The sequence below is a fragment of the Streptomyces ferrugineus genome (assembly GCF_015160855.1).
Classification (GTDB): Bacteria; Actinomycetota; Actinomycetes; order Streptomycetales; family Streptomycetaceae; genus Streptomyces; species Streptomyces ferrugineus.
The window spans coordinates 2,454,522-2,480,208 of the sequence record NZ_CP063373.1; the positions used below are offsets into that span (position 1 = coordinate 2,454,522).

The 25,687-nt window shown below is 71.7% G+C and carries 24 protein-coding genes; 17 read left to right on the forward strand and 7 right to left on the reverse strand.

The features are described 5' to 3' along the window. Positions 1 to 38 precede the first annotated feature (38 nt). Entirely contained in the window at positions 39 to 815 is a 777-nt protein-coding gene (locus IM697_RS11170) for a rhomboid family intramembrane serine protease (protein ID WP_194047111.1), read from the reverse strand. 165 nt (positions 816 to 980) lie between these two features. Here IM697_RS11170 and IM697_RS11175 point away from each other — a divergent pair, with 165 nt between their 5' ends. The 5 genes from IM697_RS11175 (at position 981) to IM697_RS11195 (ending at position 6,570) form a co-directional block, all read left to right on the forward strand. Next, entirely contained in the window at positions 981 to 1,220 is a 240-nt protein-coding gene (locus IM697_RS11175; RefSeq protein ID WP_194047113.1) for a hypothetical protein, read from the forward strand. A gap of 37 nt (positions 1,221 to 1,257) precedes the next feature. Further along, positions 1,258 to 2,601 carry an NYN domain-containing protein gene (locus IM697_RS11180; protein ID WP_194047115.1) on the forward strand — a complete coding sequence of 448 codons (1,344 nt, stop codon included), beginning with the start codon at positions 1,258 to 1,260 and terminating at the stop codon, positions 2,599 to 2,601. Between the two features lie 211 nt (positions 2,602 to 2,812). Next, complete coding sequence (locus IM697_RS11185) at positions 2,813 to 3,847, forward strand: C40 family peptidase (protein WP_194049673.1); 1,035 nt, start codon at positions 2,813 to 2,815, stop codon at positions 3,845 to 3,847. Between the two features lie 419 nt (positions 3,848 to 4,266). Beyond that, positions 4,267 to 5,280 carry a C40 family peptidase gene (locus tag IM697_RS11190; protein ID WP_194047117.1) on the forward strand — a complete coding sequence of 338 codons (1,014 nt, stop codon included), beginning with the start codon at positions 4,267 to 4,269 and terminating at the stop codon, positions 5,278 to 5,280. 96 nt (positions 5,281 to 5,376) lie between these two features. Continuing rightward, complete coding sequence (locus IM697_RS11195) at positions 5,377 to 6,570, forward strand: hypothetical protein (RefSeq protein ID WP_194047119.1); 1,194 nt, start codon at positions 5,377 to 5,379, stop codon at positions 6,568 to 6,570. A gap of 147 nt (positions 6,571 to 6,717) precedes the next feature. On the opposite strand, the gene IM697_RS11200 is transcribed toward IM697_RS11195, so the two are convergent. Then, positions 6,718 to 7,953 (reverse strand): glycosyltransferase 87 family protein, encoded by a 1,236-nt coding sequence (locus tag IM697_RS11200; protein ID WP_194047121.1) that lies wholly within the window; start codon positions 7,951 to 7,953, stop codon positions 6,718 to 6,720. 123 nt (positions 7,954 to 8,076) lie between these two features. Between IM697_RS11200 and IM697_RS11205 the strand changes: the two genes are divergently transcribed. Then, a complete protein-coding gene (locus IM697_RS11205; RefSeq protein ID WP_194047123.1) occupies positions 8,077 to 9,219 on the forward strand; it encodes a glycosyltransferase family 4 protein in 1,143 nt (380 codons plus the stop codon). A 52-nt stretch (positions 9,220 to 9,271) separates the two neighbouring features. Then, complete coding sequence (locus IM697_RS11210; RefSeq protein ID WP_456114990.1) at positions 9,272 to 10,909, forward strand: GMC oxidoreductase; 1,638 nt, start codon at positions 9,272 to 9,274, stop codon at positions 10,907 to 10,909. Between the two features lie 13 nt (positions 10,910 to 10,922). On the opposite strand, the gene IM697_RS11215 is transcribed toward IM697_RS11210, so the two are convergent. Continuing rightward, entirely contained in the window at positions 10,923 to 12,719 is a 1,797-nt protein-coding gene (locus IM697_RS11215; RefSeq protein WP_194047127.1) for an AMP-dependent synthetase/ligase, read from the reverse strand. Between the two features lie 296 nt (positions 12,720 to 13,015). Here IM697_RS11215 and IM697_RS11220 point away from each other — a divergent pair, with 296 nt between their 5' ends. The 6 genes from IM697_RS11220 to IM697_RS11245 all read left to right on the forward strand — a co-directional run bounded on the left by IM697_RS11220 (position 13,016) and on the right by IM697_RS11245 (position 18,148). Then, positions 13,016 to 13,813 carry a metallophosphoesterase family protein gene (locus IM697_RS11220; RefSeq protein ID WP_194047129.1) on the forward strand — a complete coding sequence of 266 codons (798 nt, stop codon included), beginning with the start codon at positions 13,016 to 13,018 and terminating at the stop codon, positions 13,811 to 13,813. 94 nt (positions 13,814 to 13,907) lie between these two features. Beyond that, positions 13,908 to 14,348 carry an SRPBCC family protein gene (locus tag IM697_RS11225; protein ID WP_194047131.1) on the forward strand — a complete coding sequence of 147 codons (441 nt, stop codon included), beginning with the start codon at positions 13,908 to 13,910 and terminating at the stop codon, positions 14,346 to 14,348. A 101-nt stretch (positions 14,349 to 14,449) separates the two neighbouring features. Beyond that, positions 14,450 to 15,643 carry an ArsA family ATPase gene (locus IM697_RS11230; RefSeq protein WP_194047133.1) on the forward strand — a complete coding sequence of 398 codons (1,194 nt, stop codon included), beginning with the start codon at positions 14,450 to 14,452 and terminating at the stop codon, positions 15,641 to 15,643. 57 nt (positions 15,644 to 15,700) lie between these two features. After that, complete coding sequence (locus IM697_RS11235) at positions 15,701 to 16,207, forward strand: DUF5304 domain-containing protein (RefSeq protein ID WP_194047135.1); 507 nt, start codon at positions 15,701 to 15,703, stop codon at positions 16,205 to 16,207. A gap of 113 nt (positions 16,208 to 16,320) precedes the next feature. Then, positions 16,321 to 17,274, forward strand: a complete 954-nt coding sequence (locus IM697_RS11240) for an ROK family glucokinase (RefSeq protein WP_194047137.1) — start codon at positions 16,321 to 16,323, stop codon at positions 17,272 to 17,274. A gap of 127 nt (positions 17,275 to 17,401) precedes the next feature. Further along, a complete protein-coding gene (locus IM697_RS11245; protein ID WP_194047139.1) occupies positions 17,402 to 18,148 on the forward strand; it encodes an endonuclease/exonuclease/phosphatase family protein in 747 nt (248 codons plus the stop codon). Here the strand turns inward: IM697_RS11245 and IM697_RS11250 are convergent. Together IM697_RS11250 and IM697_RS11255 are read right to left on the reverse strand one after the other, a co-directional pair. Continuing rightward, a complete protein-coding gene (locus IM697_RS11250) occupies positions 18,145 to 18,774 on the reverse strand; it encodes a hypothetical protein (RefSeq protein WP_194047141.1) in 630 nt (209 codons plus the stop codon). The two genes, IM697_RS11245 and IM697_RS11250, sit on opposite strands and share 4 nt — an antisense overlap. Continuing rightward, positions 18,767 to 19,546, reverse strand: coding sequence for an alpha/beta hydrolase (locus IM697_RS11255; RefSeq protein WP_194047143.1), 780 nt, complete (start codon positions 19,544 to 19,546; stop codon positions 18,767 to 18,769). Before IM697_RS11255 ends, IM697_RS11250 begins: the two co-directional genes overlap by 8 nt. A 148-nt stretch (positions 19,547 to 19,694) precedes the next feature. On the opposite strand from IM697_RS11255, the gene IM697_RS11260 reads away from it, so the two are divergent. From IM697_RS11260 to IM697_RS11275, 4 genes are all read left to right on the forward strand, one after another. Then, the gene (locus IM697_RS11260) at positions 19,695 to 20,423 is read left to right on the forward strand and encodes a lysophospholipid acyltransferase family protein (RefSeq protein WP_228044923.1); all 729 of its coding nucleotides are present in this window, start codon (positions 19,695 to 19,697) and stop codon (positions 20,421 to 20,423) included. 21 nt (positions 20,424 to 20,444) lie between these two features. Continuing rightward, positions 20,445 to 21,674 (forward strand): MacS family sensor histidine kinase, encoded by a 1,230-nt coding sequence (gene macS / locus IM697_RS11265; protein ID WP_194047145.1) that lies wholly within the window; start codon positions 20,445 to 20,447, stop codon positions 21,672 to 21,674. Continuing rightward, positions 21,671 to 22,363 carry a response regulator gene (locus IM697_RS11270; RefSeq protein ID WP_194047147.1) on the forward strand — a complete coding sequence of 231 codons (693 nt, stop codon included), beginning with the start codon at positions 21,671 to 21,673 and terminating at the stop codon, positions 22,361 to 22,363. Before macS ends, IM697_RS11270 begins: the two co-directional genes overlap by 4 nt. A 137-nt stretch (positions 22,364 to 22,500) precedes the next feature. Next, the gene (locus IM697_RS11275) at positions 22,501 to 23,529 is read left to right on the forward strand and encodes a 6-phosphofructokinase (RefSeq protein WP_194047149.1); all 1,029 of its coding nucleotides are present in this window, start codon (positions 22,501 to 22,503) and stop codon (positions 23,527 to 23,529) included. A 44-nt stretch (positions 23,530 to 23,573) separates the two neighbouring features. On the opposite strand, the gene IM697_RS11280 is transcribed toward IM697_RS11275, so the two are convergent. Both IM697_RS11280 and IM697_RS45870 read right to left on the reverse strand, forming a co-directional pair. Continuing rightward, entirely contained in the window at positions 23,574 to 25,430 is a 1,857-nt protein-coding gene (locus IM697_RS11280; RefSeq protein ID WP_194047151.1) for an anthranilate synthase family protein, read from the reverse strand. Positions 25,431 to 25,534: 104 nt separating this feature from the next. Continuing rightward, a complete protein-coding gene (locus tag IM697_RS45870) occupies positions 25,535 to 25,591 on the reverse strand; it encodes a trp operon leader peptide (RefSeq protein WP_073723848.1) in 57 nt (18 codons plus the stop codon). Positions 25,592 to 25,687: the final 96 nt, after the last annotated feature.

Sequence of the window (25,687 nt, forward strand, 5' to 3'; positions counted from 1 at the left end):
GGTTCTCTCCCTCGGGGGCCGCTGCTGGGGCTCTCACCCTACTCGCGGTCCAGATGGCTCGGTTGCTGTGCCTTCCCGGGGGTCGTCCCCCGGGAAGGCACAGCAGTCGGCCGCCCGAACCGGGCCCACGCGTAGCCGAAGCCCAGCCCGAACCCCACCAGGTGCGCCAGATACGCCACCCCCGGCCCCTGGCCCGCCCGCTCCGCCGCCACCCACTGGAGCGCCACCCAGAAGGGCAGCACCACCCACGCCGGGAAGCGCAGCGGCAGGAAGAGCAGGAACGGCAGCAGGCTTGTCACCCGCGCTCCGGGGAAGAGGAACAGGAACGCGCCGAGGACCGCCGAGATCGCCCCCGACGCGCCGACCAGGGACTGGGTGGAGTCGTCGTTCGCGGCGGCGTAGCCCAGCAGGGCCAGATAGCCGCAGCCGAGAGAGAAGAGCGTGAACTGGACGCGGCCCATCCGCTCCTCGGTCATCGCGCCGAAGACGTAGAGGAAGAGCATGTTGCCGAGCAGGTGCACCCAGCTGCCGTGCACGAACAGGGCCGTCGCGGGAGTGAGGGCGGCCCGGGGCGCGCCCTCGAACAGTTCCGCGGGCACCACACCCCAGCGGTGGAAGTAGGCCCGCTGCGCGGCGATCAGCCCCTCGCCGGAGCCGTACGCCGGATTGAGCCCCGCCGCCGGGCCGAGCAGGAAGAGCAGACAGCACAGGGCGATCAGCCCGTGCGTCACCGGCGCCGACGACCGCGGGACCGACCGGCTCGCCGCCCTGGCGAACCGGGCCCGAAAACGCGCCACGCTCCAGTTGCCGATCATGGCTACAGAGCATGACGTAACAGGACGCAGTGGCACAGACCGCCTCGCCGCCCCGGACGGACGGGCGACGAGTACCCGCCAGGCCGTAGGGTTACGAGCCACACGCACCGGGGTGCCGGAGCGTCGCGGACAATAGAAGACCTAGAAGGAAAGAGCACAGTCACGATGACGGTTCCTCTGCCCACCGAGACGACGCGGTGGCGCTGCACCCTCTGCGGCAACCTCACGCGTTTCGACGTGACGCGCTCGTCCAGGGTCGTGGAGTACGTGCACCTCGATCTGGCCGGTGAGCCCAAGGTCGAGGAGCGCGAGGTGCTCAGTGAGACGATCGAGTCGGTGCGCTGCCGCTGGTGCAATGCCGTGGACAAAGTGGAACTCGTGGACAGGCCGGGCGCCGGCTCCTGACAGGAGAGGTCCCCGTACAGACATTGGGGTGTGACGGATGGTGGAGACACAAGGCGGGGGGCCGGGCGACGGCGCCGCCGAGGTGCTCGACCGTCCGCTGCCCGACGGCGTACGGCGCAGGGTCGTGCAGATCGTGTCCGACGGCTTCGGCAGTCTGACCGTCGGCGAACTGCCCGCGCAGCTTCGGCAGTACGCCAGATTCGCGCCGAACCGCCGCGCCAAGTTCGCCGGCAACGCGATGGCCGCCGCGCTGGAGACCGATCCGCTGTTCCGCCAGCGCATCGGTGAGAAGCTCAGAGAGGCCCAGCCGGAACTCGCCGGTGCCCTCGACTCCGGCTCGGCGCCCCCGGCCGCGGACCCGCTCGACGTGGCGGCCGCGGCCTATGTTCTGCGGCCCACCGGCTGGGTCAAGCTGGTCACCGCGGCCGGCGAGGAGGCCCAGCGGGCCGACGCCGAGCGTGCCGACGAGGAGACCCGCGCCGAACTGGAGCGGCTGCGCGACGAGCTCGACCACGCCCGGGAACACACCCGGCACGAGACCGAACGGCTGCGCGCCGACCTGGACGCGGCCAAGAAGGAAGCGGAATCGCTTCACCGGAAACTGCGCTCCGCCCTCAGCGACGTCAAGCGCGGCGAGGCCGCCCTGCGCAAGGTCCAGAGCGAGATCGAGACCGTGCGCGCCGAGGGACACGCCCAGGTCTCCGCGGCCGAGAGCGAGACCCGGCGGCTCAAGGCGCGGCTCGGGGAGGCCGAGGCCGCCCTGGAGGCCACGCGCAGAGCGGCACGCGAGGGGCGCAGCGTCGAGGACATGCGCGTACGGCTGCTCCTGGACACCCTCCTGGACGCCACCCAAGGGCTGCGCAGGGAGCTGGCGTTGCCGCCGGTCTCCGTACGGCCCGCCGAGACCGTGGACGCGGTCGAACCGGGACGTATGACCCCGAAGGACATCGCCGCCCGGGCGCTGTCCGAGAACGACCCCGCGATCCTCGACCAGCTTCTCGCCCTGCCCCAGGCCCACTTGGTGGTCGACGGCTACAACGTCACCAAGACCGGCTATCCCCAGATGCCCCTGGAGAAGCAGCGGCTGAGGCTCCTCGGCCAGCTCTCCCAGCTCGCCGCGCAGACCGGCGCCGAGGTGACCTGTGTCTTCGACGGGGCCGAGCTGGCCGCGCCGGTGCTGCTCGCGCCGCCGCGCGGGGTGCGGGTGCTGTTCTCCAAGCCGGGCGTGACCGCCGACGAGCTGATCCGCCAGCTCGTGCGCGCCGAGCCGCCCGGCCGTCCGGTCATCGTGGCCTCGACCGACCGCGAGGTCGCCGACGGGGTGGCCCGGGCCGGGGCCCGCCCGGTGGCTTCTGCGGTGCTTCTGAAGCGACTGTCCTGAATCAGTCAACGTACAGGCGCAATGCCCGAATTGACCCGACCGGTGCGCAACGTAGCGTCAAGCCAGGGTCACGGCTTGTGAGTTGTGTGTAAAGAATGCAGGGTGTGACGAGAATTTTCTTCTGAGGATTTGATCTGATCACACGAGGCTCACTAGGGTCTGGCGTCGAACCTCCGAGCGGGTGATCACTCAGAAGAAGGAGTTCACCTCCGTGGCGTCCCACCGTCGACCCAAGCAGCCGAGCCGAGCGCGCGTGACCGTGCTCACCACTGCGGCTGCTGCAGCCGTGGCCATCAGTTCGCAGGCGGCCAACGCGGCCCCGAGCGAGAAGCCGAGCAAGGACGAGGTCAAGGCCAAGGTCGACAAGCTCTACGAGGAGGCGGAGCACGCCACCGAGGAGTACAACGGGGCCAAGGAGAAGCAGGGGAAGCTCCAGAAGGAGATCTCCACCATCCAGGACAACGTCGCGCGCGGTCAGGAGGACCTGAACGAGCTGCGCGACTCCATGGGCCTGGCGGCCGCCGCCCAGTACCGCACGGGCAGCATCGACTCCTCCGTCCAGCTCTTCCTGTCCTCCGACCCGGACGACTACCTGGACAAGGCGTCCACGCTGGACCAGCTCAGCGCTCAGCAGGTCGAGTCGCTGAAGAAGGTCCAGGAGAAGCAGCGCGAACTCGCCCAGCAGCGCGCCGAGGCCGCCGAGAAGCTGAAGGACCTCTCCTCCACCCGCGCCGAACTGGGCAAGAAGAAGCAGCAGGTCCAGGCCAAGCTCGCCGAGGCGCAGAAGCTGCTCAACACCCTCACGGCCGCGGAGAAGGCCGCCCTCGCCGCCGCGGAGGAGCGCGCCAGCCGTTCCTCGGCCGAGCGCGTGGACCTCGGCAACACCGCCCCCGCCTCGGGCCGCGCCATGGCCGCCTTCCAGGCCGCCCAGAGCAAGATCGGCTCGCCCTACGTCTACGGCGCCTCCGGCCCGTCCTCCTTCGACTGCTCGGGCCTGACCTCCTGGGCCTTCGCCCAGGCCGGCGTCTCCATCCCGCGCACCTCGCAGGCCCAGGCCAGTGCCGGTACGCGCATCTACAGCCAGTCCCAGCTCAAGGTCGGAGACCTGGTCCTCTTCTACGGCGACCTGCACCACATCGGCTTCTACGCGGGCAACGGCCAGATCCTGCACGCCCCGCGCACCGGCACGGTCGTCCGCTACGAGTCGATCAACAACATGCCGTTCCAGTTCGGCGTCCGCATCTGACCCCGGCCGCACGCCTGCAAGATCAACACAGGGTGCCGCCCGAACGAGCGAATTACGGCACCACCGCCTGACCCCACGCCCCGCCCATGACCTGCGTCAGAGGCGGGGCGTCACTTTGTGTGCCCGCCAAGGCCGTTGGTCGTCGTCCGCCCGTATGGCTAGCATCGCCGCGTCCGTCGGCGGAAGCCGTCGGGCCTACCGCCGGACGGGCGGAAAGTCACGCCTGCGGAGGCCGCGTGGGACCAGCCCTGATGGGTCGGCGACGGCCTGTGAAACAGGAACCCGCGGTGGCATCGCGAGTCGGTGCGGACCAGAATCTCCCGCCCCCGGGCCGGAGAGGACGTCAGTGTCCGCCGCGTTTCCCCCGGCACCCGGGGGAGACCGGTGGCGTCCGGCACGTGAAAGGAGAGCGGCTTCCCGTGGGGACCCATCGTCGCCTTGCAACGCCCGGTTTCGACCGGGGCGCCAACGCAGCGCTCTGCGTCATGTCGGCCGCCGCCGCGGCCCTCGGAGTCACGCCGGCCACGGCCGCGCCACAGGACGACACCCGGGCCAAGGTGGACCGCCTCTACACGGAGGCCGAGAAGGCCACCGAGGCCTACAACCGGGCCGACGAGCGCGCCGACCGGCTCCGTGAGCAGGTGGGCAGGGCCCAGGACCGGATCGCCCGGCAGCAGGAGGACATCAACTCCATGCGGGACGTGCTCGGTTCGCTGGCCGGCGCCCAGTACCGCTCCGGCGGCCTCGACCCCTCCCTCGCCCTGCTGCTCTCCGACGACCCGGAGGACTACCTCGACAAGGCCGCCGCGCTCGCCCGGATCACCGCCCACCAGGCCGGCGAGCTCAAGAAGCTCCAGGACGCCATGCGCCTGCTCGCCCAGGAGCGCTCCGAGGCGACCGAGAAGCTCGTCGAGCTGGAGAAGAGCCGCCAGGCCGTCGCCGCACACAAGCGGACCGTGGAGCGCAAGCTCGCCGAGGCCCGCAGGCTGCTGAACTCCCTGACGGCGAGCGACCGCGCCGCCTACGACCGCGCCTCCCGCTCCGGCCGTACGGACCTGCCCGACTTCGGCAGCGTCGTCGCGCCCTCGGGCCGGGCCGCGGCCGCCGTCGCCGCCGCCCGGTCCGCGGTCGGCCGGCCGTACGTCTGGGGCGCCAACGGGCCCTCCGGCTTCGACTGTTCGGGCCTGATCCAGTGGTCGTACAGCCAGGCCGGCGTCTCCCTGCCGCGCACCTCGCAGGGCCAGCGGTACGCCGGCCGGCAGGTCCCGCTGTCCGAGGCCCAGCCCGGCGACGTCGTCACCTACCGCTCCGACGCCAGCCATGTCGGGATGTACATGGGCAACGGCCAGGTGATCCACGCGCCCTACCCCGGCGCGCCGGTGCGCTACGACCCGGTGGGCATGCTGCCGGGGGCGACGGTCACGAGGGTCTGACGGGGTGCGCCTGCCTCGTTCGAACGCGGGTGCCATCCCGGCGTCGATCCGAACGCGGGTCTGACCAGCGCGCCCTCTCCGCCGTACGATCGGGAAGTGGCTGGTCGTGGGCGGGCGTCGGGAGCGCGAGTCGTCGTGGCGCTCTGCCTGCTGCTCGTCTCCCTGGTGGGCTGCGGCGGACGGACCGCCACCGACAGCGCCAAGGCCGAGGTGCAGCGCCTCCTGGACCGGCGGGCCGCCGCGATCGTCGACCACGACGAGGCCGCGTATCTGCGCACGGGCGCGCGGGGCTGGTTCGACAACCTGCGCGCGGTTCCCCTCGCCGACTGGTCCTACCGGCTGACCGGCCTGCGCCGCACCGGCGACACGGCCCGCGCCGACGCCGAGCTGCGCTACCGCGTCCAGGGCTACGACCGGGCGCCCGTCCGGGTCGGCCGTGCCCTGAGCCTGGCGCAGGACGCGCAGGGCGACTGGTACGTCGAGTCCGAGCGCCCCGCCAAGGGCTCCGCCCAGCAGCTCTGGGACCAGGGCGCGGTGCGCGTCGTACGCGGCGAGGACAGCCTCGTCCTGGGCGTCGGACAGTCCCGGGACCGGCTGCGGGCGTACGCGGAGCTGGCCGACCGCGCGGTGCCGGCCGTGTCCCAGGCGTGGGGCACCGACTGGGCCCGGCATGTCGTCGTCCTGGTGCCGAAGTCGCTGGCCGGCATGGCGGGGCTGCTCGGCGCGCCCGAGTCGTCCTACCGCGGGATCGCCGCGGTCACCACCGGCGAGACCGGCGCCCCGGCCGGTGCCCCCGCGGACCGGATCATCCTCAATCCCGACGCGTACGGCGTCCTCGGCGGCACCGGCCAGCAGGTCGTCCTCACCCACGAGACCACGCACGTCGCCACCCGCGCCCACACCACCCCGGCGACCCCGCTGTGGCTCTCCGAGGGCTACGCCGACTGGGTCGGCTACCTCGGCGCCGGCCGCTCCCCGTCCCAGGCGGCCCCCGAACTGCGCGACACGGTGGCCGAGGACCGCATCCCCCGGAGCCTGCCCGCCGACGCGGACTTCGGCTTCGGCGGCGACGCGACCAGGCTGGCCCGGGCCTACGAGGGCGGCTGGATGGCCTGCCGGCTGATCGCCGACCGCTGGGGCGAGGTCAGACTCGCCGACTTCTACCGCGCGGTCGGCGCCCACAAGGAGCGCGCGGGAGCGGTCGAGGGCGCCCTGAAGGACGTCCTCGGCATCTCGCTGGAGGAGTTCACGACGCGGTGGCGGGAGTATCTGCGGGCCCAGCTCGGCTGATCGGGCGCGGTGCCGGGGCTCGGCCGACGGATGGGCGCCCCGCCGTCGGCCGCCGAGGTCGGGCGGCCTCACCGGGCTCAGAGCCGGTGTCACCTCCCCGGACGGGCGCGCGACGCCTGGCACGCACTCCCCCAGAGGGGGCACCTCTCAGGAAGGCAGGGACGTTTCCTTGGTGCGGGTGGTCTGGGCCGGTACGGGGGCGGGGGCGGGTCGTGGGATCGTCGAGCTCCACAGGGCGCGGGCCGCCAGGACTGTGGCCAGGACCAGCAGGCCGTTGCGCAGGAACAGGAGGGTGACGCCCAGGGCGTCGCTGGCGACGACGTGGGAGAACCAGAGCGGGAACTCCAGGACCGTGACGAAGGACGCCGCCAGGACCAGGGCGACGGGCAGCTTCATGCGGCTGTCGCGGAAGCACAGGCACACCGCCGCGAGGCCCACCAGCCACACCAGGTACTGAGGGCTGATCACCCGGCTCGTCGTCGTGAACATCAGCGCCGCCACGAAGGCCGCGTCCGCGAGCGTGTGGGGGTGCAAGCGCCTCGCCCGCAGCCGCCACAGCAGCAGCCAGCCGAAGGACAGCCCGGTCAGGACGAGGGCGGCCGTGCTGACGACGTCGACATACGGGCCGAGGAACTCCACCGAGCCGTAGTTCAGCAGCACCTCGCCGTCCCAGCCGTACTGCCGGGCCACGTGGAAGACCAGCGCGCCCAGCGACTCCACCTCGGTGCCGCGCTCGCGCTGGAAGGTCAGGAAGGCGAAGGCGCCGGGCATGGCGAGGGCGAACACCGCCGACAGCACACCGGCGGTCAGCGCGGCCCAGCCCCAGGCGGCGCGTCCGCGGGCGGCGAGCAGCAGCAGGGCCGGCCACACCTTGAGCATCGCGCCGAAGGCCGCCAGCGCCCCCAGCACCCGGGGATGCCGGGTCCCCGCGAGCAGCGCGGCCACGGCGACGGCGGTGACCATCACGTCGTAGCGCGCGTACACGGTCGGCCCGAGCAGCGGTACGCCCGCCACCCACACCCACACTCCGCGCAGGGTGCGGCCCGGGCGCAGACCGGCGTACAGCAGGAGCAGCAGGACCGCCAGGTCGGCGGTGAAGGCCAGGACGAAGAAGGCGGACGGGTAGTCCAGCCAGAACACGAGGGCGGGGGAGAGGACGGCGAGCGCCGCGGCGGGCGGGTACTGCCAGGTGACGTCGTCCAGCGGGAAGGTGCCGGTGCGCAGCACCTCGTACCAGCCCTGGTAGATCACCGACACGTCGCTGGTGACGTCCGGGCCGGGGAAGACGTACACCTTGAACACGAAGAGCAGCAGGATCACCCTGGTCAGGGCCCAGATCCCGAGAAGCCACGCCAGGGACCGCCGCGTGCCCGTCGTCTCCACCGGTTCCGTTCCCCTGCCGTTCGCCGCCCGCCTGAGTGACCATGATGTCGCGTCCGGCTGTGTGCGGGCCATAAACGTGGCCGGGCCAAGCTGTGAACGGCGGCTTCGATAAGGTCGGCGGCGATGCACAAGACGCTGATCGTGACCAACGACTTCCCGCCCCGCCCCGGCGGCATCCAGGCGTTCCTGCACAACATGGCGCTGCGCCTGGACCCGGAGCGGCTGGTGGTCTACGCCTCCACCTGGAAGCGCGGCCGCGAGGGAGTCGAGGCCACCGCCGCGTTCGACGCCGAGCAGCCCTTCACGGTCGTACGGGACCGTACGACGATGCTGCTGCCGACACCCGGGGCGACCCGGCGGGCGGTCGGGCTGCTGCGCGAGCACGGCTGTACGTCGGTGTGGTTCGGGGCGGCGGCCCCGCTCGGCCTGATGGCGTCGGCCCTGCGCAAGGCGGGCGCCGAGCGGCTGGTGGCCACGACCCACGGTCACGAGGCGGGCTGGGCCCAGCTGCCCGCGGCCCGGCAGCTGCTGCGCCGGATCGGGGAGTCGACGGACACGATCACCTATCTCGGCGAGTACACGCGCTCGCGGATCGCGACCGCCCTGACGCCGGACGCGGCCTCGCGGATGGCGCAGTTGCCGCCCGGGGTCGACGAGAAGACCTTCCATCCCGCCTCGGGCGGGGAGGAGGTGCGGGCGCGGCTCGGGCTGAGTGAGCGGCCGGTGATCGTGTGCGTGTCCCGGCTGGTGCCGCGCAAGGGGCAGGACACCCTGATCCTGGCCATGCCCCGGATCCTGGCGAAGGAGCCGGATGCCGTGCTGCTGATCGTCGGCGGCGGGCCGTACGAGAGGGAGCTGCGCAAACTCGCGGCCGAGACCCGGGTGGGCGACTCCGTCCGCTTCACGGGCGCCGTGCCCTGGTCCCAGCTGCCCGCCCACTACGGCGCCGGCGACGTCTTCGCGATGCCGTGCCGGACCAGGAGGGGCGGCCTCGACGTCGAGGGCCTCGGCATCGTGTACCTGGAGGCGTCGGCGACCGGGCTGCCCGTCGTCGCCGGCGACTCCGGCGGGGCGCCGGACGCGGTGCTCGACGGGGAGACCGGCTGGGTCGTGCGCGGCGGCTCCGCCGAGGACACCGCCGAGCGCGTCCTCACCCTCCTCGGCGACCCCGAACTGCGCCGCAGGATGGGGGAGCGGGGCCGACAGTGGGTCGAGGAGAGGTGGCGCTGGGACCTGCTGGCGGAGAAGCTCAAAGCTTTGCTCTGAGCGGGGGCCGCGCACTCTAGGCGGAACGTGAAAATCCGCACATGCTGCGCGCATGGCAGCAAAACTGATACAGCGTCAGCTGACTAGACGTCAAATCCTTGGTATGGCGGCCCTCCAGACCGCCGCCGCCCTCGGCTTCACCCGTGTCTCCCTCGCATCGGCCCACGCCGCCGAGCCCGACGCCGTCGAGTCCGTCCCCGCCCTCGTCGTCGGCTCCGGCTACGGCGGTGCCGTGGCCGCCCTGCGCCTCGGCGAGGCCGGCATCCGCACGGTCGTCCTCGAGATGGGCCGACTGTGGAACACCGCCGGCCCCGACGGCAAGGTCTTCTGCTCCACCAGCGCCCCCGACCGCCGCTCCATGTGGTTCCGCACCCGCACCGAGGCCCCGCTCGCCACGTTCCTGTGGCTGGACGTGGTCAACAAGGACATCAGCCCGTACCCGGGGGTCCTGGACCGTGTGCGCTACGACCACATGTCCGTGTACGTCGGCCGGGGCGTCGGCGGCGGTTCCCTGGTCAACGGCGGCATGGCCGTCACCCCGCTCCAGTCCTACTTCGCCGAGCAGTTCCCCACCGTGGACACCGCCGAGATGTACCGCACGTACTTCCCGCGCGCCCGCTCCATGCTCGGCGTCAACACCGTCGACCCCGCGTGGTTCGAGTCGACCGAGTGGTACCGCTTCACCCGGATCTCCCGCAAGCACGCCACCAACACCGGCCTGAAGACCACCTTCGTGCCCAGCGTCTACGACTTCGCCCACATGCAGCGCGAGGCGGCCGGCACGGCGACCAGGTCGGCGCTCGCGCAGGAGGTCATCTACGGCAACAACCACGGCAAGCGCACCCTCGACAAGACCTACCTCGCCGCCGCGCTCGGCACCGGGAACGTCACCATCCACACGCTGGAGAAGGTGAGGTCGATCAGCAGGGCGCCCGATGGGACGTACGTCCTGACCGCCGACCGGATCGACGACACCGGCACCGTCGTCGGGACCAAGGAGTACGGCTGCAGATACCTCTTCCTCGGCGGCGGCAGCATCGGCACCACCGAACTCCTCGTCCGCGCCCGGGAGTCGGGCACCTTGCCCGCGCTGGACCCGAGCGTCGGCACGGGGTGGGGGGCCAACGGCAACGTGATGCTCGGGCGGGCCAACCACCTGTGGGACACGGTCGGGGAGAACCAGTCGACCATGCCGGTCATGGGCATCGACGACTGGGCCAACGCCGCCAACCCCGTCTTCGCCGAGATCGCGCCCCTGCCGACGGGCCTTGAGCACTGGGTCAGCCTCTATCTGGCGATCACCAAGAACCCCGAGCGGGCGTCGTTCACGTACGACTCGGGCAGCGGCGCGGTGCGGCTCGGGTGGAGTGCGGCGCAGAGTGCCGTGTCGGTGGGCATGGCGAAGAAGCTGTTCGACCGGATCAACCGGGCGAACGCCACGATCTACCGGTACGACCTGTTCGGCTCGGGCAACAAGGTCTTCGCCGACGACTTCACCTACCACCCGCTGGGCGGCTGCGTGCTGGGCAGGGCCACCGACGACTACGGCCGGGTGAAGGGGTATCCGCGGCTGTACGTCACCGACGGCTCGCTGGTGCCCGGGTCGATCGGGGTGAACCCGTTCGTGACGATCACCGCGCTCGCCGAACGCACGATGGCGCGGGTCCTCGTGGAGGACACCGCGCCATGAGCCGACCGGTCGGCTATTTGGCGTAGATCGCCTCGATCTCGTCCGAGAAGTCCTTCGCCACGACGTTGCGCTTGAGCTTCAGCGACGGCGTCAGATGGCCCGAATCCTCCGTGAACTGGGAGGGCAGAATGCGGAACTTCCGCACCGATTCCGCCTTCGACACCGCGGCGTTGCCGTCGTCGACCGCCGACTGGATCGCGGCCAGCAGGTCGGGGTCCTCGCGCAGCGACGCCGCGGTGGAGCCCGCCGACTTGCCGTGCTCGGCGCACCAGCGCTCCAGGAACTCCTCGTCGATGGTGACCAGCGCGCCCACGAACGGCCGCCCGTCGCCGACCACCATGCACTCCGCGACCAGCGCATGCGCCCGGATCCGGTCCTCGATCACGGCCGGGGCGACGTTCTTGCCGCCCGCGGTGACGATGATCTCCTTCTTGCGGCCGGTGATCCTGAGGTAGCCGTCCTCGTCGAGGGTGCCGATGTCCCCGGTGTGGAACCAGCCGTCGGCCAGCGCCTCCTCGGTCGCGCCCGGGTTGTTCCAGTACTCCTTGAACAGGTGCTCGCCGTGCAGCAGCACCTCACCGTCGTCGGCGATACGGACCACCGAACCCGGCAGGGGCTGGCCGACCGTGCCGATCTTCTGGCGGTCCCAGGGGTTGAACGCGGTCGCGGCACAGGACTCGGTCAGGCCGTAGCCCTCCAGGACCGTGAAGCCGATGCCCCGGAAGAAGTGCCCGAGCCGCTCGCCCAGCGGGGCGCCGCCGGAGATGGCGTACTCGCCGCGGCCGCCGAGCACCGCGCGCAGCTTGCTGTAGACCAGCTTGTCGAAGACCTTGTGCTTGATCTTCAGGCCGACCGGCGGTCCGGACGGGGTGTCCAGCGCCTTGCTGTAGGCGATGGCCGTGTCCGCCGCCTTGTCGAAGATCTTGCCCTTGCCGTCGGCCTGCGCCTTGGCGCGCGCCGAGTTGTAGACCTTCTCGAAGACGCGCGGCACGCCCAGGATCAGCGTCGGGCGGAACGAGGCCAGCTCGTCGGTGAGGTTCTTGATGTCCGGGACGGTGCCCAGCTTGATCGGCGCCATCATCGGCGCGACCTGCACCAGCCGGCCGAAGACGTGCGCCAGCGGCAGGAAGAGCAGGACCGAGCACTCGCCGGTGCGGAACAGCGGCCGCAGGCGCTCGACGATGTTGCCGCACTCGGCGAAGAAGCTGCGGTGGGTGAGCACACAGCCCTTGGGGCGGCCGGTGGTGCCGGAGGTGTACACGATGGTCGCCGGGTCGTCGGCCTTCGCCAGCGAGCTGCGCTCCTCGACCGCCGCGTCGCTGATGTCCTGCCCGAGCCGGCCCAGCTCCTCGACGCCGCCGGCCTCGATCTGCCACACGTGCTTGAGCGCGGGCAGCCGGTCGCGCACCGACTCCACGGCGGCGGTGTGGCCGTCCAGCTCCGTGATCATGGCGGTCGCGCCCGAGTCACCGAGGATCCACTGCACCTGCTCCGGCGAGCTGGTCTCGTACACCGGCACCGTGACCGCGCCGGCCGACCAGATCGCGAAGTCGAGCAGGGTCCACTCGTAGCGGGTGCGGGACATCAGGCCGACCCGGTCGCCGGGCTGGACGCCGGCGGCGATGAGCCCCTTCGCGGCCGCGCGCACCTCGGCGAGGAACGTGGTGGCCGAGACGTCCTGCCAGGCACCGCCCACCTTGCGGGCGATGACGGCCACGTCCGGGTGCTGCGCGGCGTTTCTGCGGACGATGTCGGTCAGGTTCCCGTCCGCAGGGACCTCGTACAAAGCCGGAAGGCTGAACTCGCGCAAGACTGCTGCTCCTCATAGGGCGCCGGCGCCACGACGTTGTGCGATGCGACGGTGCGGTCCAAGGCTCGGGCAAGTGCTCGTGCGGTCGCTCGTTGAACGCTTGAGCACGACTGGACCGACCGGACGTTACCCGCCGGTATGGCTTCTTCGACAGGGGGTCCCGGCGAGATGTTCGCTGCGTCACACGGTTTGGTGCTTCTGCGCGCACAGTAGTCGAGCGGTCTGACGACTGGCCAGTAACCATCGGTTCGGCCGCCACTGTTCACGTTTGCCGCACACGCCTACCCTTGATCGCCATGTCACCGACACCGACGGGAAACCGCAGGACGCGCGTCCATGTGGTCAGCGATGTGCACGGCAACGCCCGCGACCTGGCCCGGGCCGGCGCGGGCGCGGACGCCCTGATCTGCCTGGGTGACCTGGTGCTGTTCCTGGACTACGCCGACCACTCGCGCGGCATCTTCCCCGACCTGTTCGGCGTGGAGAACGCCGACCGCATCGTGGAACTGCGCACCGCCCGGCGCTTCGAGGAGGCACGGGAGTTCGGGGCGCGGCTGTGGGCCGGGATCGGCTCGGACCGGCGGCCGGTCATCGAGAAGGCGGTGCGCAAGCAGTACGCCGAGATGTTCGCGGCGTTCCCGACACCGACGTACGCCACCTACGGCAATGTCGACATGCCGCCCTTGTGGCCGGAGTACGCCGGACCGGGCACGACGGTGCTGGACGGGGAGCGGGTGGAGATCGGGGGACGGGTCTTCGGCTTCGTCGGCGGCGGTCTGCGCACCCCGATGAGGACCCCCTACGAGATCAGCGACGAGGAGTACGCGGCGAAGATCGAGGCCGTGGGCGAGGTCGACGTGCTGTGCACGCACATCCCGCCGGAGGTCCCGGAGCTCGTCTACGACACGGTGGCGCGGCGCTTCGAGCGCGGGAGCAAGGCGCTGCTGGCGGCGATCCGCCGCACCCGCCCCCGCTACTCCCTTTTCGGACATGTCCATCAGCCGCTGGTCCGGCGGATGCGGATCGGGCCGACGGAGTGCGTGAACGTGGGGCACTTCGCGGCGTCCGGGAAGCCGTGGGCGCTGGAATGGTGAGCGTGGGCGCGCGGTAGCCTTCACGCTGCACACGCGAACGCACCATGACTGCACCACGACGTCCTACCGGCCCGCATCTGGAGGAGCCACGGCGATGGCGGAACACACCAGCTCGAGCATCACGATCGAGGCGGCACCGGCCGACGTGATGGGGGTGATCGCCGACTTCGCCCGCTACCCGGACTGGACCGGCGAGGTGAAGGAGGCGGAGGTCCTCAAGACCGACGACCAGGGCCGTGCCGAGCAGGTACGTCTCGTCATGGACGCCGGCGCGATCAAGGACGACCAGGTGCTGGGGTACACCTGGACCGGCGAGCACGAGGTCTCCTGGACCCTGGTGAAGTCCCAGATGCTGCGCTCGCTCGACGGCTCGTACATCCTCAAGCCGGCCGGGGCGGGCTCGACCGAGGTCACATACCAGCTCACGGTCGACGTCAAGATCCCGATGCTGGGGATGATCAAGCGCAAGGCCGAGAAGGTCATCATCGACCGTGCGCTGGCGGGGCTGAAGAAGCGGGTGGAGTCGGGCAAGTAGGCGGGTCGGCTCAGCCTGCGGGCAGTCGTGCCGCTGGGGCGGCCACACACCGGGCACCGCGCAACGGGCCTGAACCGCAACGTCCGTTACCGTTCACCCCCATGCGCACCATCCTGATCACCGGCCCCGGCGGCAGCGGCCGTACCACCGTCGCCGCCGCCACCGCGCTCGCCGCCGCCCGCGAGGGCACCCGCACCCTCGTCCTCAGCGCCGACCGCACCGACACCCTGGGCGCGGCGCTCGGCGTGCGCACCGGACCGGCCCCCACCCGGGCCGCCCCGAACCTCACCGCCTGGCGCCCCGACGCCGCCACCGGCTTCCGGGACGACCTCGCCGCCTTCCAGGAGCGTGCCACCGCCGCCCTCGACCTCCTCGGCGCCTCCCGGCTCGACCCGGAGGAGGTCACCCCTCTCCCCGGCGCCGAGGAACTCGCGCTGCTGCGGGCGCTGAGGGACGCCTCGCTCGCCGAGGGCGGTGATCTCCACGAACTCCTCGTCGTCGATCTCCCGGCCACCCCGCACGCCCTCGCACTGCTCTCCCTGCCCGAGGAGCTGCGCCGCTATCTGCGCCGGCTGCTCCCGCCCGAGCGGCAGGCGGCCCGTGCGCTGCGGCCGGTCCTGGGGCGGCTGGCCGGGGTGCCGATGCCCGCGGAGTGGCTGTACGAGACCACCGCCCGCTGGGACCTCGAGCTCGCCGCCGTCGAGGCCGTCCTCGCCGACCGCGCCACCGTCGTACGGCTGGTCGCCGAACCCGGCCCGGGCGGCGCCGACGCCGTACGCGCCGCCGGCCTCGCCCTCGCCCTGCGCGGACTGCGCCCCGACCTGCTGATCGCCAACCGCGTCCTGCCGGAGACGGAGGCGGCGGCCGGAAGCTGGCTCGCCGGCCCCGTCGCCCAGCAGCGCAAGGTCCTGGAGGAGTGGCAGGAGACGTACGACGTCCGCGGCGTAGCACACCTCGGCCACGACCCCCGCGGCGCCGACGACCTCGCCGCGCTCCACGTCCCCGCCGTCAACGCCACGTCGTCCACGGTCGAGTGGCCCGTCACCGACCGGCCCGCCGACGACGGCGCCGGCCGGGTCCTCGTATGGCACATCCCGCTGCCCGGCGCCGTACGCGACGACCTCGACCTCATCCGGCGCGCCGACGAGATCGTGGTCACCGCCGGGCAGTTCCGGCGTATCGTGCCGCTGCCGTCCGCCCTGCGCCGGTGCGCCGTGGACGGGGCCGCGCTGCGCGACGGCGAGCTGCGGATCCGGTTCGCGCCGGATCCGGACCTCTGGCCGCGGACCCGGTGAAGCAGGTACGCCCGTTCGGGTAACGTCGTAGAGACGAACCGTAGTCAGGAGTCCGTCATGAGCGAAGAGCTCCCCCCGTCCGAGGCCACCGAGCACGAGGCCGTCGACGAGGTACGGGCGAGCGACGCCGACGCCTGGGCGACGGCGTGCGCCGAGGATCTCGCGGAGGAGAAGGCCCGCCGCCGCGCCCAGTACGGCCCGCCGCCGGGGTCGGCCGCCGAGGAGCTGCGCAAGCTCGTCGACGCCGTCGCGGACAAGCTGTCGACCATCCAGTCCCCACTGCTCGGCGCGGTCGCCGGACCCGCCGCCGAGCAGGTGGTCAAGCAGGTCGTGCAGCAGGCCAAGGCCGCGGTCGAGCCGGTCATCGACCGCAACCCGGACGTCTTCGACCACCTCGCCGCGGCCGGCGGCGAACTCCTCGCCGCCTACCGCTCCGCGGTCCAGAAGCAGGAGCAGCGCTGGACCAGCGGTACGAACGACGCCCAGGAGCTGGACGAGCTCGACGACGACAAACGCGACCCGGGCGAGGGCACCGGCCCCGGCCAGCGGATCGATCTGGACTGACCGAGTACGACTCCCTCCCCGGGCCCCCGTCCGCCGGGTGGACGACGCAAACCCGGCGCGAGGGCCTCGGGTACGGTTGGCCATAGCGGGGCTCGACCGAAACTGAGGGATTCATGGGACTCACCATCGGCGTCGACATCGGCGGTACCAAGATCGCGGCCGGTGTGGTCGACGAGGAAGGCAACATCCTCTCGACCCACAAGGTGCCGACCCCGGGCACGCCCGACGGGATCGTGGACGCCATCGCCTCCGCCGTGGAGGGAGCACGGGCCGGGCACGAGATCGTCGGCGTGGGCATCGGAGCGGCCGGCTATGTGAACCGGCAGCGCTCGGAGGTCTACTTCGCGCCCAACATCGACTGGCGCAACGAGCCGCTCAAGGAGAAGGTCGAGGCCCGCGTCGGCCTCCCGGTCGTCGTGGAGAACGACGCCAACGCGGCCGCGTGGGGCGAGTACAAGTTCGGCGCCGGCAAGGGCCACCGCAACGTCATCTGCATCACGCTCGGCACCGGCCTCGGCGGCGGCATCATCATCGGCAACAAGCTGCGCCGCGGGCACTACGGCGTCGCCGCGGAGTTCGGCCACATCCGGATGGTCCCGGACGGCCTGCTGTGCGGCTGCGGCTCGCAGGGCTGCTGGGAGCAGTACGCCTCCGGGCGGGCCCTCGTCAGATACGCCAAGCAGCGCGCCAACGCCACCCCCGAGAACGCCGAGATCCTGCTGGGCCTGGGCGACGGCAGCCCCGAGGGCATCGAGGGCAAGCACATCTCCATGGCCGCCCGCCAGGGCGACCCGGTCGCCGTCGACTCCTACCGCGAGCTCGCCCGCTGGGCCGGCGCCGGCCTCGCCGACCTGGCCTCCCTGTTCGACCCCTCCGCCTTCATCGTCGGCGGCGGCCTCTCGGACGAGGGCGAACTGGTCCTCGACCCGATCCGCAAGTCCTACAAGCGCTGGCTGGTGGGCGGCAACTGGCGCCCGGTGGCGGACGTGATCGCCGCCCAGCTGGGCAACAAGGCGGGCCTGGTGGGCGCGGCCGACCTGGCCCGAGAGCCCGACCCGATCATGTGACGCCCACTTTTCGGGGTACGGCGACCGTGCCTACTCAGGGGCGCGGGGAACTGCGCGACCAGCCACCACGAACCGGCAGTCGCACACGATCCTCGCGCCCCGAGCTATTGGGCGTAAATTGATCCACATGGAGTCGCTCCCCAATTCCCGCACGGAGCCCGACGGTTCCCCGGTCATCAGGGTCCTGAGCTACAACATCCGCTCGATGCGCGACGACACAAACGCCCTCGCCCGCGTCATCAGCGCCTGCACCCCAGACCTGGTCCTCCTGCAGGAGGCACCTCGTTTCTTCCGCTGGCGCAAGAAACTCGCCCGCCTGGCCCGCGCCGCGAACCTCGTCATCCTCACCGGCGGCGCCACCGCGGCCGGCCCCGCGATCCTGTGCAACCTCCGCGCCACCGTCGAGCGCACGCAGGACGTCCTCCTGCCGCTGACCCCGGGTCTGCACCGCCGCGGCTTCGCCACCGCGGTGGTCCGCTTCGGCGGCGCCCGCCTCGGCGTCCTGAGCTGCCACCTCTCCCTGCAGAAGGACGAGCGCCACGAGCAGGGCGGCATGCTGCTGGACCGGCTCGCCGCCCTGGGCGTGGAACACGCCGTCGCGGGCGGGGACCTGAACGAGCGTCCCGGCGGCCGCACCTTCCGCCGGATGGCCGACGACCTCCAGGACTGCTGGGCCACCGCCCCCTGGGGCAGCGAGTACACCTCGACGCCGACCGACCCGCACCAGCGCATCGACGCGATCTTCGCCACCAAGGGTGTCGAGGTGCTCGGCTGCGGAGTGCCCGTCGGCCACCCCGGCATCACGCGGGCAGACCTGAGGGCGGCCACGGACCACCTTCCGGTGCTGGCCGCCCTCAGAATCCCGGTGTCCTAGACGACGGCACCCCGCCCGGGATCGTCGTCGCCCTCGTCATCCGTCTTCATCCGCATCACCAGCGTGGCGAACCCGCCCAGGAACCCGCCGATGCCGAGCGTGGCCAGCCACCACGTCATCTCCCAGCTCAACAGGACCGCGAGCAGCAGCAGGAGCGGCCCGCCGACCACTGCCAGCCAGGCGAACTTCGTGGTCACGTCGGCTTCGGGCAGCGGCGGCGGCTCCGGCGGTACGAAGTGGCCCTCGTCGTCGGCGTCGGAGTCGTCCTCGGCCGGCTCGGACACGCTGTAGTCGCGCGGGCCGACGCCGGGCGCGAAGGAGACGGAGCTGCCCAGCGGCTTCACGGGCTTCTCCTCGTCCTTGGGCGCCTCCGTCTGCTGGCCCCCGGTGCCCCCGGTGCCCTCGGCGCCGTCGGTGTCCGCGGGCTCCTCGTCGTCGTTCGTGGAGGACTCCAGCAGCGCCAGGTCCTCCACCGACTTGAACGGCTTGGCGCCCGGCGGGTCCTTCGGCTCCTCGCCGTACCCGGCGACGATCGCGGCCCAGGCGGCGTCCTCGTCGAACGGGACGTGCTGCTCCTCGGGCTCGCGGTCCTCGCGCCTCTCGCGGTCGGAGTCGTGCTCAGCCACGTGTGGTCGTCCCTTCCTTGCCGGCGCCGGTCGCGACCCGGTCGATGAATCCGAGGCTCTCCTCGAGGATCCGGTCCGCGTCATGGTCCAACGTCGCCACGTGATAGCTCTGTTCCAGCACGATCTCCGTTACGTCCGTGGACGACACCCGGCTCAGGATCCGGGCCGAATCCACCGCCGGAACGGTGTGGTCCCGCCTGCTGCGCATCAGCAGCAGCGGCTGGGTGACCTGTGGCAGCTCGCCGTCGACCAGCCGGAAGAAGGTCCGCAGGGAGTGGGCGGCGTGCAGCGGCACCCGGGCGTATCCGAGCTCGACGGCGCCCTCCTTGGCGATGTCGCTGACGATCCCCGGCGCCGTACGGACGAAGTGGCGCGACACGGGAAGGGTGTACGCGAACAGGCCGTGCACCTTGTTCGCCGGGTTGACGACCAGTACGCCGGCCACGTCCTCGCCGTGCTTCGCGGCCAGCCGCAGGGCCAGGGCGCCGCCCATGGACAGGCCCGCCACGAAGACGTGCTCGCAGCGGTCGCGCAGGTTGCGCAGCTCGCGGTCCACCTCGGCGTACCAGTCCTGCCAGCCGGTGAGCGCCATGTCCTCCCAGCGGGTGCCGTGCCCCGGCAGCAGGGGCAGCGAGACGGTGAGCCCCTGCCCGGCGAGGTGCTCCGCCCAGGGGCGCAGCGACTGGGGGGAACCGGTGAAGCCGTGGCAGAAGAGGACCCCCACCTCTCCGCCCTCGCGGCGGTACGGCTCGGCTCCAGGAAGGACCGGCACCTTACGGTCTCCTGTTCGTGAGAGGAACGGTGTGCTTCACCGTACGCGACCGCACTGACACCGACCAGGGCCGTCGGTCTCTTTGACAGTGCCCCGGGTTAAGGTCTGATCGACAGACACAGGAGGCACTCGGTTGTTGTACGGCGCGATGAAGGTGACCATCGGGGGACCGTTGAAGGTCGCCTTCCGGCCCTGGGTGGAGGGCCTGGAGAACATTCCCGCCGAGGGCCCCGCCATCCTGGCGAGCAACCACCTGTCCTTCTCCGACTCGTTCTTCCTGCCGGCGGTCCTCGACCGCAAGGTCACCTTCATCGCGAAGGCCGAGTACTTCACCACCCCCGGCGTCAAGGGCAGGTTGACGGCCGCCTTCTTCAAGGGCGTCGGCCAGCTGCCTGTGGACCGCTCCGGGGCGCGCGGCGCGGGTGAGGCCGCCGTCAAGAGCGGCATCGAGGTCCTGGAGCGCGGCGAGCTGTTCGGCATCTACCCCGAGGGCACGCGCTCGCCCGACGGCCGGCTCTACCGAGGCAAGCCCGGCGGCCTCGCGCGCGTGGCGCTCGCCACCGGCGCCCCGGTCATCCCGGTCGCCATGATCGACACGGAGAAGATCCAGCCGCCGGGGAAGGTCATGCCCAAGCTGATGCGGCCGGGCATCCGGATCGGCGAGCCCTTGGACTTCAGCCGGTACCAGGGCATGGAGCACGACCGTTTCGTGCTCCGCGCGGTGACCGACGAGGTCATGTACGAAATCATGAAGCTCTCCGGCCAGGAGTACGTCGACATGTACGCGACCGCCGCCAAGCGGCAGATCGCGGAGGCGGCGAAGGCGGAGAAGGAGCAGGCGAAGAACGAGAAGGAACAGGCGAAGAAGACCCAGTAGGGCGAAGAGGGGGGTGGGGGCATGGCCAGGCGCGAGCGGGTCATGAGGATGTCCGTCGAGCAGCCGCTGTGGCGGGCGCTCGCCGGCTACCGGGTGCTGACCATGGTGTACGCCATCGGGCTCTTCGTCAGCGCCCACGACGAGGTCGCCCGCCCCTGGGTGGCCGTCGCCTACTTCTGCGTCCTGGCGGTGTGGACGCTGGCCACGCTGCCCCGGGTCGCGAACGCCGCGAGCTGCACCAAGCGCTTCCTCACCGCGGACCTCACCATCGCCCTGGCCGGCATCCTGCTCACCCGGCTCGCCGAGACCCCCGCCCGGATCGACTCCGGCGCCCCGACCCTGCCGTCGATATGGACGGCGGGCGCCGTGCTGGCGTTCGCCATCAAGGGCGGCTGGCGCTGGGCCGCCTTCGCCTCCACGCTGGTCGCCGCCGCCAACCTGGTCCACCGCTCGGGCGTGCCGACCCGCGACACCGTCCACATGGTGCTGCTGGTCTGGATCGCCTCCATCGCCATCGGCTACGTCGTCGAGGTCGCCCGCGCCTCCGAGCGCACCCTCGCCCGGGCCCTGGAGATCGAGGCGGCGACCCGGGAGCGGGAGCGGCTCGCCCGGGACATCCACGACGGCGTGCTCCAGGTGCTGGCGATGGTGCAGCGGCGCGGCGCCGTCATCGGCGGCGAGGCGGCCGAGCTGGGCCGGATGGCCGGTGAGCAGGAGGTGGCGCTGCGCACGCTGGTCTCGGGCGGTCTCGTGCCCGTGTCGCGGGTGTCGGAGGACGCCGCCGAAGGGGCCGTCGTACGGGCCGTGGAGGAGCCGGACGAGGCCGCCGGCCCCGTCGATCTGCGGGCGCTGCTCGCCCCGTACGCCGGTGCGCGGGTCAGCCTCGCCGAGCCGGGTGCGCCCGTGTCGCTGGCGCCCCTGGCCGCGCGGGAGCTGTCGGCGGCCGTCGGGGCCGCCCTGGACAACGTCCGCGAGCACGCCGGCGAGCACGCGCGCGCGTGGATCCTCGTCGAGGACGAGCCCGACGAGGTGATCGTCACCGTGCGGGACGACGGACCCGGCATCCCCGAGGGCCGGCTCGCCCAGGCCGAGGGCGAGGGCCGGCTCGGCGTCGCCCTGTCGATCCGGGGGCGGCTGCGCGACCTGGGCGGCACCGCCGAGCTGATCTCGGTGCCGGGGCAGGGCACCGAAGTGGAACTGAAGGTACCGAAGGACAGCAGCGCTTCACGGGGGAAGGCGGAGCAGCGATGACGGACACCACGAGCGGACAGCAGGACCCGATCAAGGTCATGGTGGTCGACGACCACCCCATGTGGCGCGACGCGGTCGCCCGCGACCTGGCCGAGTCCGGCTTCGACGTGGTCGCCACCGCGGGCGACGGCGACCAGGCCGTACGCCGCGCCAAGGCCGCCACCCCCGACGTGCTCGTCCTCGACCTCAACCTGCCCGCCAAGCCCGGCGTCCAGGTCTGCAAGGAACTGGTGGCCCACAACCCCGCCCTGCGCGTCCTCGTCCTGTCCGCGAGCGGTGAGCACGCCGACGTCCTGGAGGCCGTGAAGTCCGGTGCCACCGGCTATCTGCTGAAGTCGGCGTCCACGGAGGAGCTGCTGGACGCGGTGCGCCGTACCGCCGTTGGCGACCCGGTGTTCACGCCGGGCCTGGCCGGCCTGGTCCTGGGCGAGTACCGGCGCCTCGCCTCCGAACCGGCGCCCGCCGCCCAGGACGCCGACCAGCCCGGCGCCCCGCAGCTCACCGAGCGCGAGACCGAGGTACTGCGCCTCGTCGCCAAGGGCCTGAGCTACAAGCAGATCGCCGAACGTCTGGTCATCTCCCACCGCACGGTCCAGAACCACGTCCAGAACACCCTCGGCAAGCTTCAGCTGCACAACCGGGTGGAGTTGGTGCGGTACGCGATCGAGCGCGGCCTCGACGACGAGTGATCCGGCCGTCGCCCGCTTGACGGCACGTAAACCGAACACCCGGTGGTTCACCGGAATTGCCCGTCCGACCCATCCCGCTGTGACCTGGATCACCATTAGCGTGGCCTCACCAGGCAACCGCGGCGAAGGGACATTTCATGCGGGTCGGAGTACTGACCGGAGGCGGCGACTGCCCCGGTCTCAACGCCGTCATCCGGGCCATCGTCCGCAAGGGCGTGCAGGAGTACGGCTACGACTTCGTCGGCTTCCGGGACGGCTGGCGAGGTCCGCTCGAGAACGACACCGTCCGTCTCGACATCCCCGCCGTGCGCGGCATCCTGCCCCGCGGCGGCACCATCCTCGGCTCCTCGCGCACCAACCCCCTCAAACAGGAGGACGGCATCCGGCGCATCAAGGAGAACCTCGCCAAGCAGGACGTCGAGGCGCTCGTCACCATCGGCGGCGAGGACACCCTCGGCGTCGCCGCCCGGCTGTCCGACGAGTACGGCGTGCCGTGCGTGGGCGTGCCCAAGACCATCGACAACGACCTGTCCGCCACCGACTACACCTTCGGCTTCGACACCGCCGTGGGCATCGCGACCGACGCCATCGACCGGCTGCACACCACCGCCGAGTCCCATATGCGGGTCCTGGTCTGCGAGGTGATGGGCCGTCACGCCGGCTGGATCGCCATCCACTCCGGGCTGGCCGGCGGCGCCAACGTCATCCTCATTCCCGAGCAGCGCTTCGACGTCGACCAGGTCTGCGCCTGGATCACCTCCCGCTTCAAGGCGTCGTACGCCCCGATCGTGGTCGTCGCCGAGGGCGCCATGCCCAAGGACGGCGACATGGTGCTCAAGGACGAGTCGCTGGACTCCTTCGGGCACGTCCGGCTGTCCGGGGTCGGCGAATGGCTGGCCAAGGAGATCGAGAAGCGCACCGGCAAGGAGGCCCGCACGACGGTCCTCGGGCACATCCAGCGCGGCGGCACCCCCAGCGCCTTCGACCGCTGGCTGGCCACCCGCTTCGGACTGCACGCCATCGAGGCGGTCCGCGACCGCGACTTCGGCAAGATGGTCGCGCTGCGCGGCACGGACATCGTCCGCGTCCCGATCGCGGACGCGACGGCCAAGCTGAAGACGGTCGACCCGAAGCTGTACGAGGAGGTCGGGGTCTTCTTCGGCTGACGGCAGGTGGCAGCGGAGGTCCGGGGGCGGCTGCCCCCGGATTGTCACACGGTCGTACGTCGGAGCTGAGCGATCAGTTCCCGTACGACGGCAGCCCCGTTCAGCGTCAGGACCGACTCCGGGTGGAACTGCACCCCGGCGAACCCGGGCCCCCGTACGGCGTGTACCTCCCCGTTGTCGGCCCGGCTGATCCCGATGCCGTGCGCACCCAGCTCCTCGGCCACCTCGTCGTCGCAGCGCGCCACGAAGCTGTTGTAGAAGCCGACGGTCTCGTCCCGCCCGAACAGGTCGATCGTCGTCTGGGCGCCCTGGTACGGCACTTGCTTCCGTACGATCTCCAGTCCCAGCTCGGCCGCGATCAGCTCGTGCCCGAGGCAGACGCCGAGCACGCCGTGCCGGTGGTTCCGGATGACCTCGGCGGTGAGGTCGCGGAGGAAGCGCATCTTGGGGTCGGTGAGGTCGGAGGGATCACCGGGCCCGGGGCCCAGCACCATGGGCCCCTCGTGCGCGATCACCACCTCCCGCAGCCCGGGTTCGTCGTACCGCCGGACGGTCACCTCCAGGCCGCTCGACCGCAGCACGTGCGCCAGCATCGCCGTGAAGGTGTCCTCGCCGTCGACGACCAGGGCGTGTCCGGTCAGCTCCGCGGACCGCTCCTGCATCCGCAGCCAGAAGGGCGCGAGCGACGTCCGGCGTCCGTCGAGCGCGGCACGCACGCGTGGGTCGTCGGCGAGACGCACGCGCGCGTGCTCGGCGCGGGGCCGGGACGGCCGTACGCCCAGGGCGGCCAGCACTCCCGCCGCCTTCGCGTGCGTCTCCGCGACCTCGCTCGCCGGGTCCGACCCACGCACCAGCGTGGCGCCGACCGGCACCCGCAGCCCGCCGTCCGCGTCGATGTCGGCGGTCCGGATGAGGATGGGGGAGTCGAGGGTCTGGGCGCCGCCGGAGTCCCTGCCGATCAGGGCCAGCGCCCCCGCGTAGTAGCCGCGCCCGCCGGCCTCGTGCCGCTCGATCACCCGGCAGGCGTTCTGCACCGGCGAGCCGGTGACCGTGGCCGCGAACATCGTCTCCTTCAGGACCTCCCGCACATCCAGCGAGGACTTCCCGCGCAGCTCGTACTCGGTGTGCGCGAGATGCGCCATCTCCTTCAGCCGGGGCCCGACGACGACCCCGCCCATGTCGCCGACGGTGCACATCATCTTGAGCTCCTCGTCGACGACCATCGACAGCTCCTCGATCTCCTTGCCGTCGGCGAGGAAGTCGAGAAGGTGCTCGGGTGTGGGCCCCTCGGCGGGATAGCGGTACGTCCCGCTGATCGGGTTCATGACGACGGTCCCGCCGGACATCCGCACATGCACCTCGGGGCTCGCCCCGACCAGCGTCCGCTCCCCGGTGTGCACGACGAACGTCCAGTACGCGCCCCGCTCGCCCTCCAGCAGCCGTCGGAACAGCGCGAGCGCGTCGGCGCGGGAGAACCCGGGGATCGAGCCCTGGTACGTCCGCCGGATCACGAAGTTCGCGCCCTCGCCCCGCCCGATCTCCTCCCGCAGCACCCGCCCGACGATCCGCGCGTACTCCTCGTCACCGACGTCGAAGCCACCGCCCTCGACGCGCACGTCATGGGACGGGAGCTGCGCCAGGGCGTCGGCGAGCGGGATCTCGTACGTCTCCTCGGGGCTCAGCACCGCCAGCGGCGTGCCGTCGTCACGGACGTCGAAGCCGCGCTCGCGGATCTGCCGGAAGGGGACGAGGACCAGGCCCTCGTCGGGGAGGTCGGCGAGGCGGTCGTAGGCGGCGACCGGGCCGAGGAACACCTCCACGGTGCTCTCGTCGTGGCCCGGTGTGCGACGGCGCAGCAGGGCGAACGGGCGGGGATCGTCGAGCAGGTCGAGCAGCTGCATGGGTCCGTTTCCTTCTCGCTGAGAGTTCACTGGGAGGAACGGACCCCGACAAACGCCGAAGGCCGCCCCTCGGGCGGCCTTCGCGAAGTCTGTCGTACGCGCAGTCAGTGGGCCGCCGGATGAGCGGTCCACCACCAGGTCTGGGTCGAATGCGCGAACATGCGAGGCACCCTACCCCATGTCCGAGGCGTGTACCCCGTGTCTCAATTGCTGGGCATGGGGTAGGACGCCCGACACGACCCCGTAATGTTGAGGTC

Excerpts from the sequence above, each read along its gene's own strand:
- IM697_RS11170 (WP_194047111.1), bottom strand. The coding sequence starts at position 815 with ATGATCGGCAACTGGAGCGTGGCGCGTTTTCGGGCCCGGTTCGCCAGG.
- IM697_RS11175 (WP_194047113.1), top strand. The coding sequence starts at position 981 with ATGACGGTTCCTCTGCCCACCGAGACGACGCGGTGGCGCTGCACCCTC.
- IM697_RS11180 (WP_194047115.1), top strand. The coding sequence starts at position 1,258 with ATGGTGGAGACACAAGGCGGGGGGCCGGGCGACGGCGCCGCCGAGGTG.
- IM697_RS11205 (WP_194047123.1), top strand. The coding sequence starts at position 8,077 with ATGCACAAGACGCTGATCGTGACCAACGACTTCCCGCCCCGCCCCGGC.
- IM697_RS11210 (WP_456114990.1), top strand. The coding sequence starts at position 9,272 with ATGGCAGCAAAACTGATACAGCGTCAGCTGACTAGACGTCAAATCCTT.
- IM697_RS11220 (WP_194047129.1), top strand. The coding sequence starts at position 13,016 with ATGTCACCGACACCGACGGGAAACCGCAGGACGCGCGTCCATGTGGTC.
- IM697_RS11225 (WP_194047131.1), top strand. The coding sequence starts at position 13,908 with ATGGCGGAACACACCAGCTCGAGCATCACGATCGAGGCGGCACCGGCC.
- IM697_RS11230 (WP_194047133.1), top strand. The coding sequence starts at position 14,450 with ATGCGCACCATCCTGATCACCGGCCCCGGCGGCAGCGGCCGTACCACC.
- IM697_RS11235 (WP_194047135.1), top strand. The coding sequence starts at position 15,701 with ATGAGCGAAGAGCTCCCCCCGTCCGAGGCCACCGAGCACGAGGCCGTC.
- IM697_RS11240 (WP_194047137.1), top strand. The coding sequence starts at position 16,321 with ATGGGACTCACCATCGGCGTCGACATCGGCGGTACCAAGATCGCGGCC.
- IM697_RS11245 (WP_194047139.1), top strand. The coding sequence starts at position 17,402 with ATGGAGTCGCTCCCCAATTCCCGCACGGAGCCCGACGGTTCCCCGGTC.
- IM697_RS11260 (WP_228044923.1), top strand. The coding sequence starts at position 19,695 with ATGAAGGTGACCATCGGGGGACCGTTGAAGGTCGCCTTCCGGCCCTGG.
- macS (WP_194047145.1), top strand. The coding sequence starts at position 20,445 with ATGGCCAGGCGCGAGCGGGTCATGAGGATGTCCGTCGAGCAGCCGCTG.
- IM697_RS11270 (WP_194047147.1), top strand. The coding sequence starts at position 21,671 with ATGACGGACACCACGAGCGGACAGCAGGACCCGATCAAGGTCATGGTG.
- IM697_RS11275 (WP_194047149.1), top strand. The coding sequence starts at position 22,501 with ATGCGGGTCGGAGTACTGACCGGAGGCGGCGACTGCCCCGGTCTCAAC.
- IM697_RS11280 (WP_194047151.1), bottom strand. The coding sequence starts at position 25,430 with ATGCAGCTGCTCGACCTGCTCGACGATCCCCGCCCGTTCGCCCTGCTG.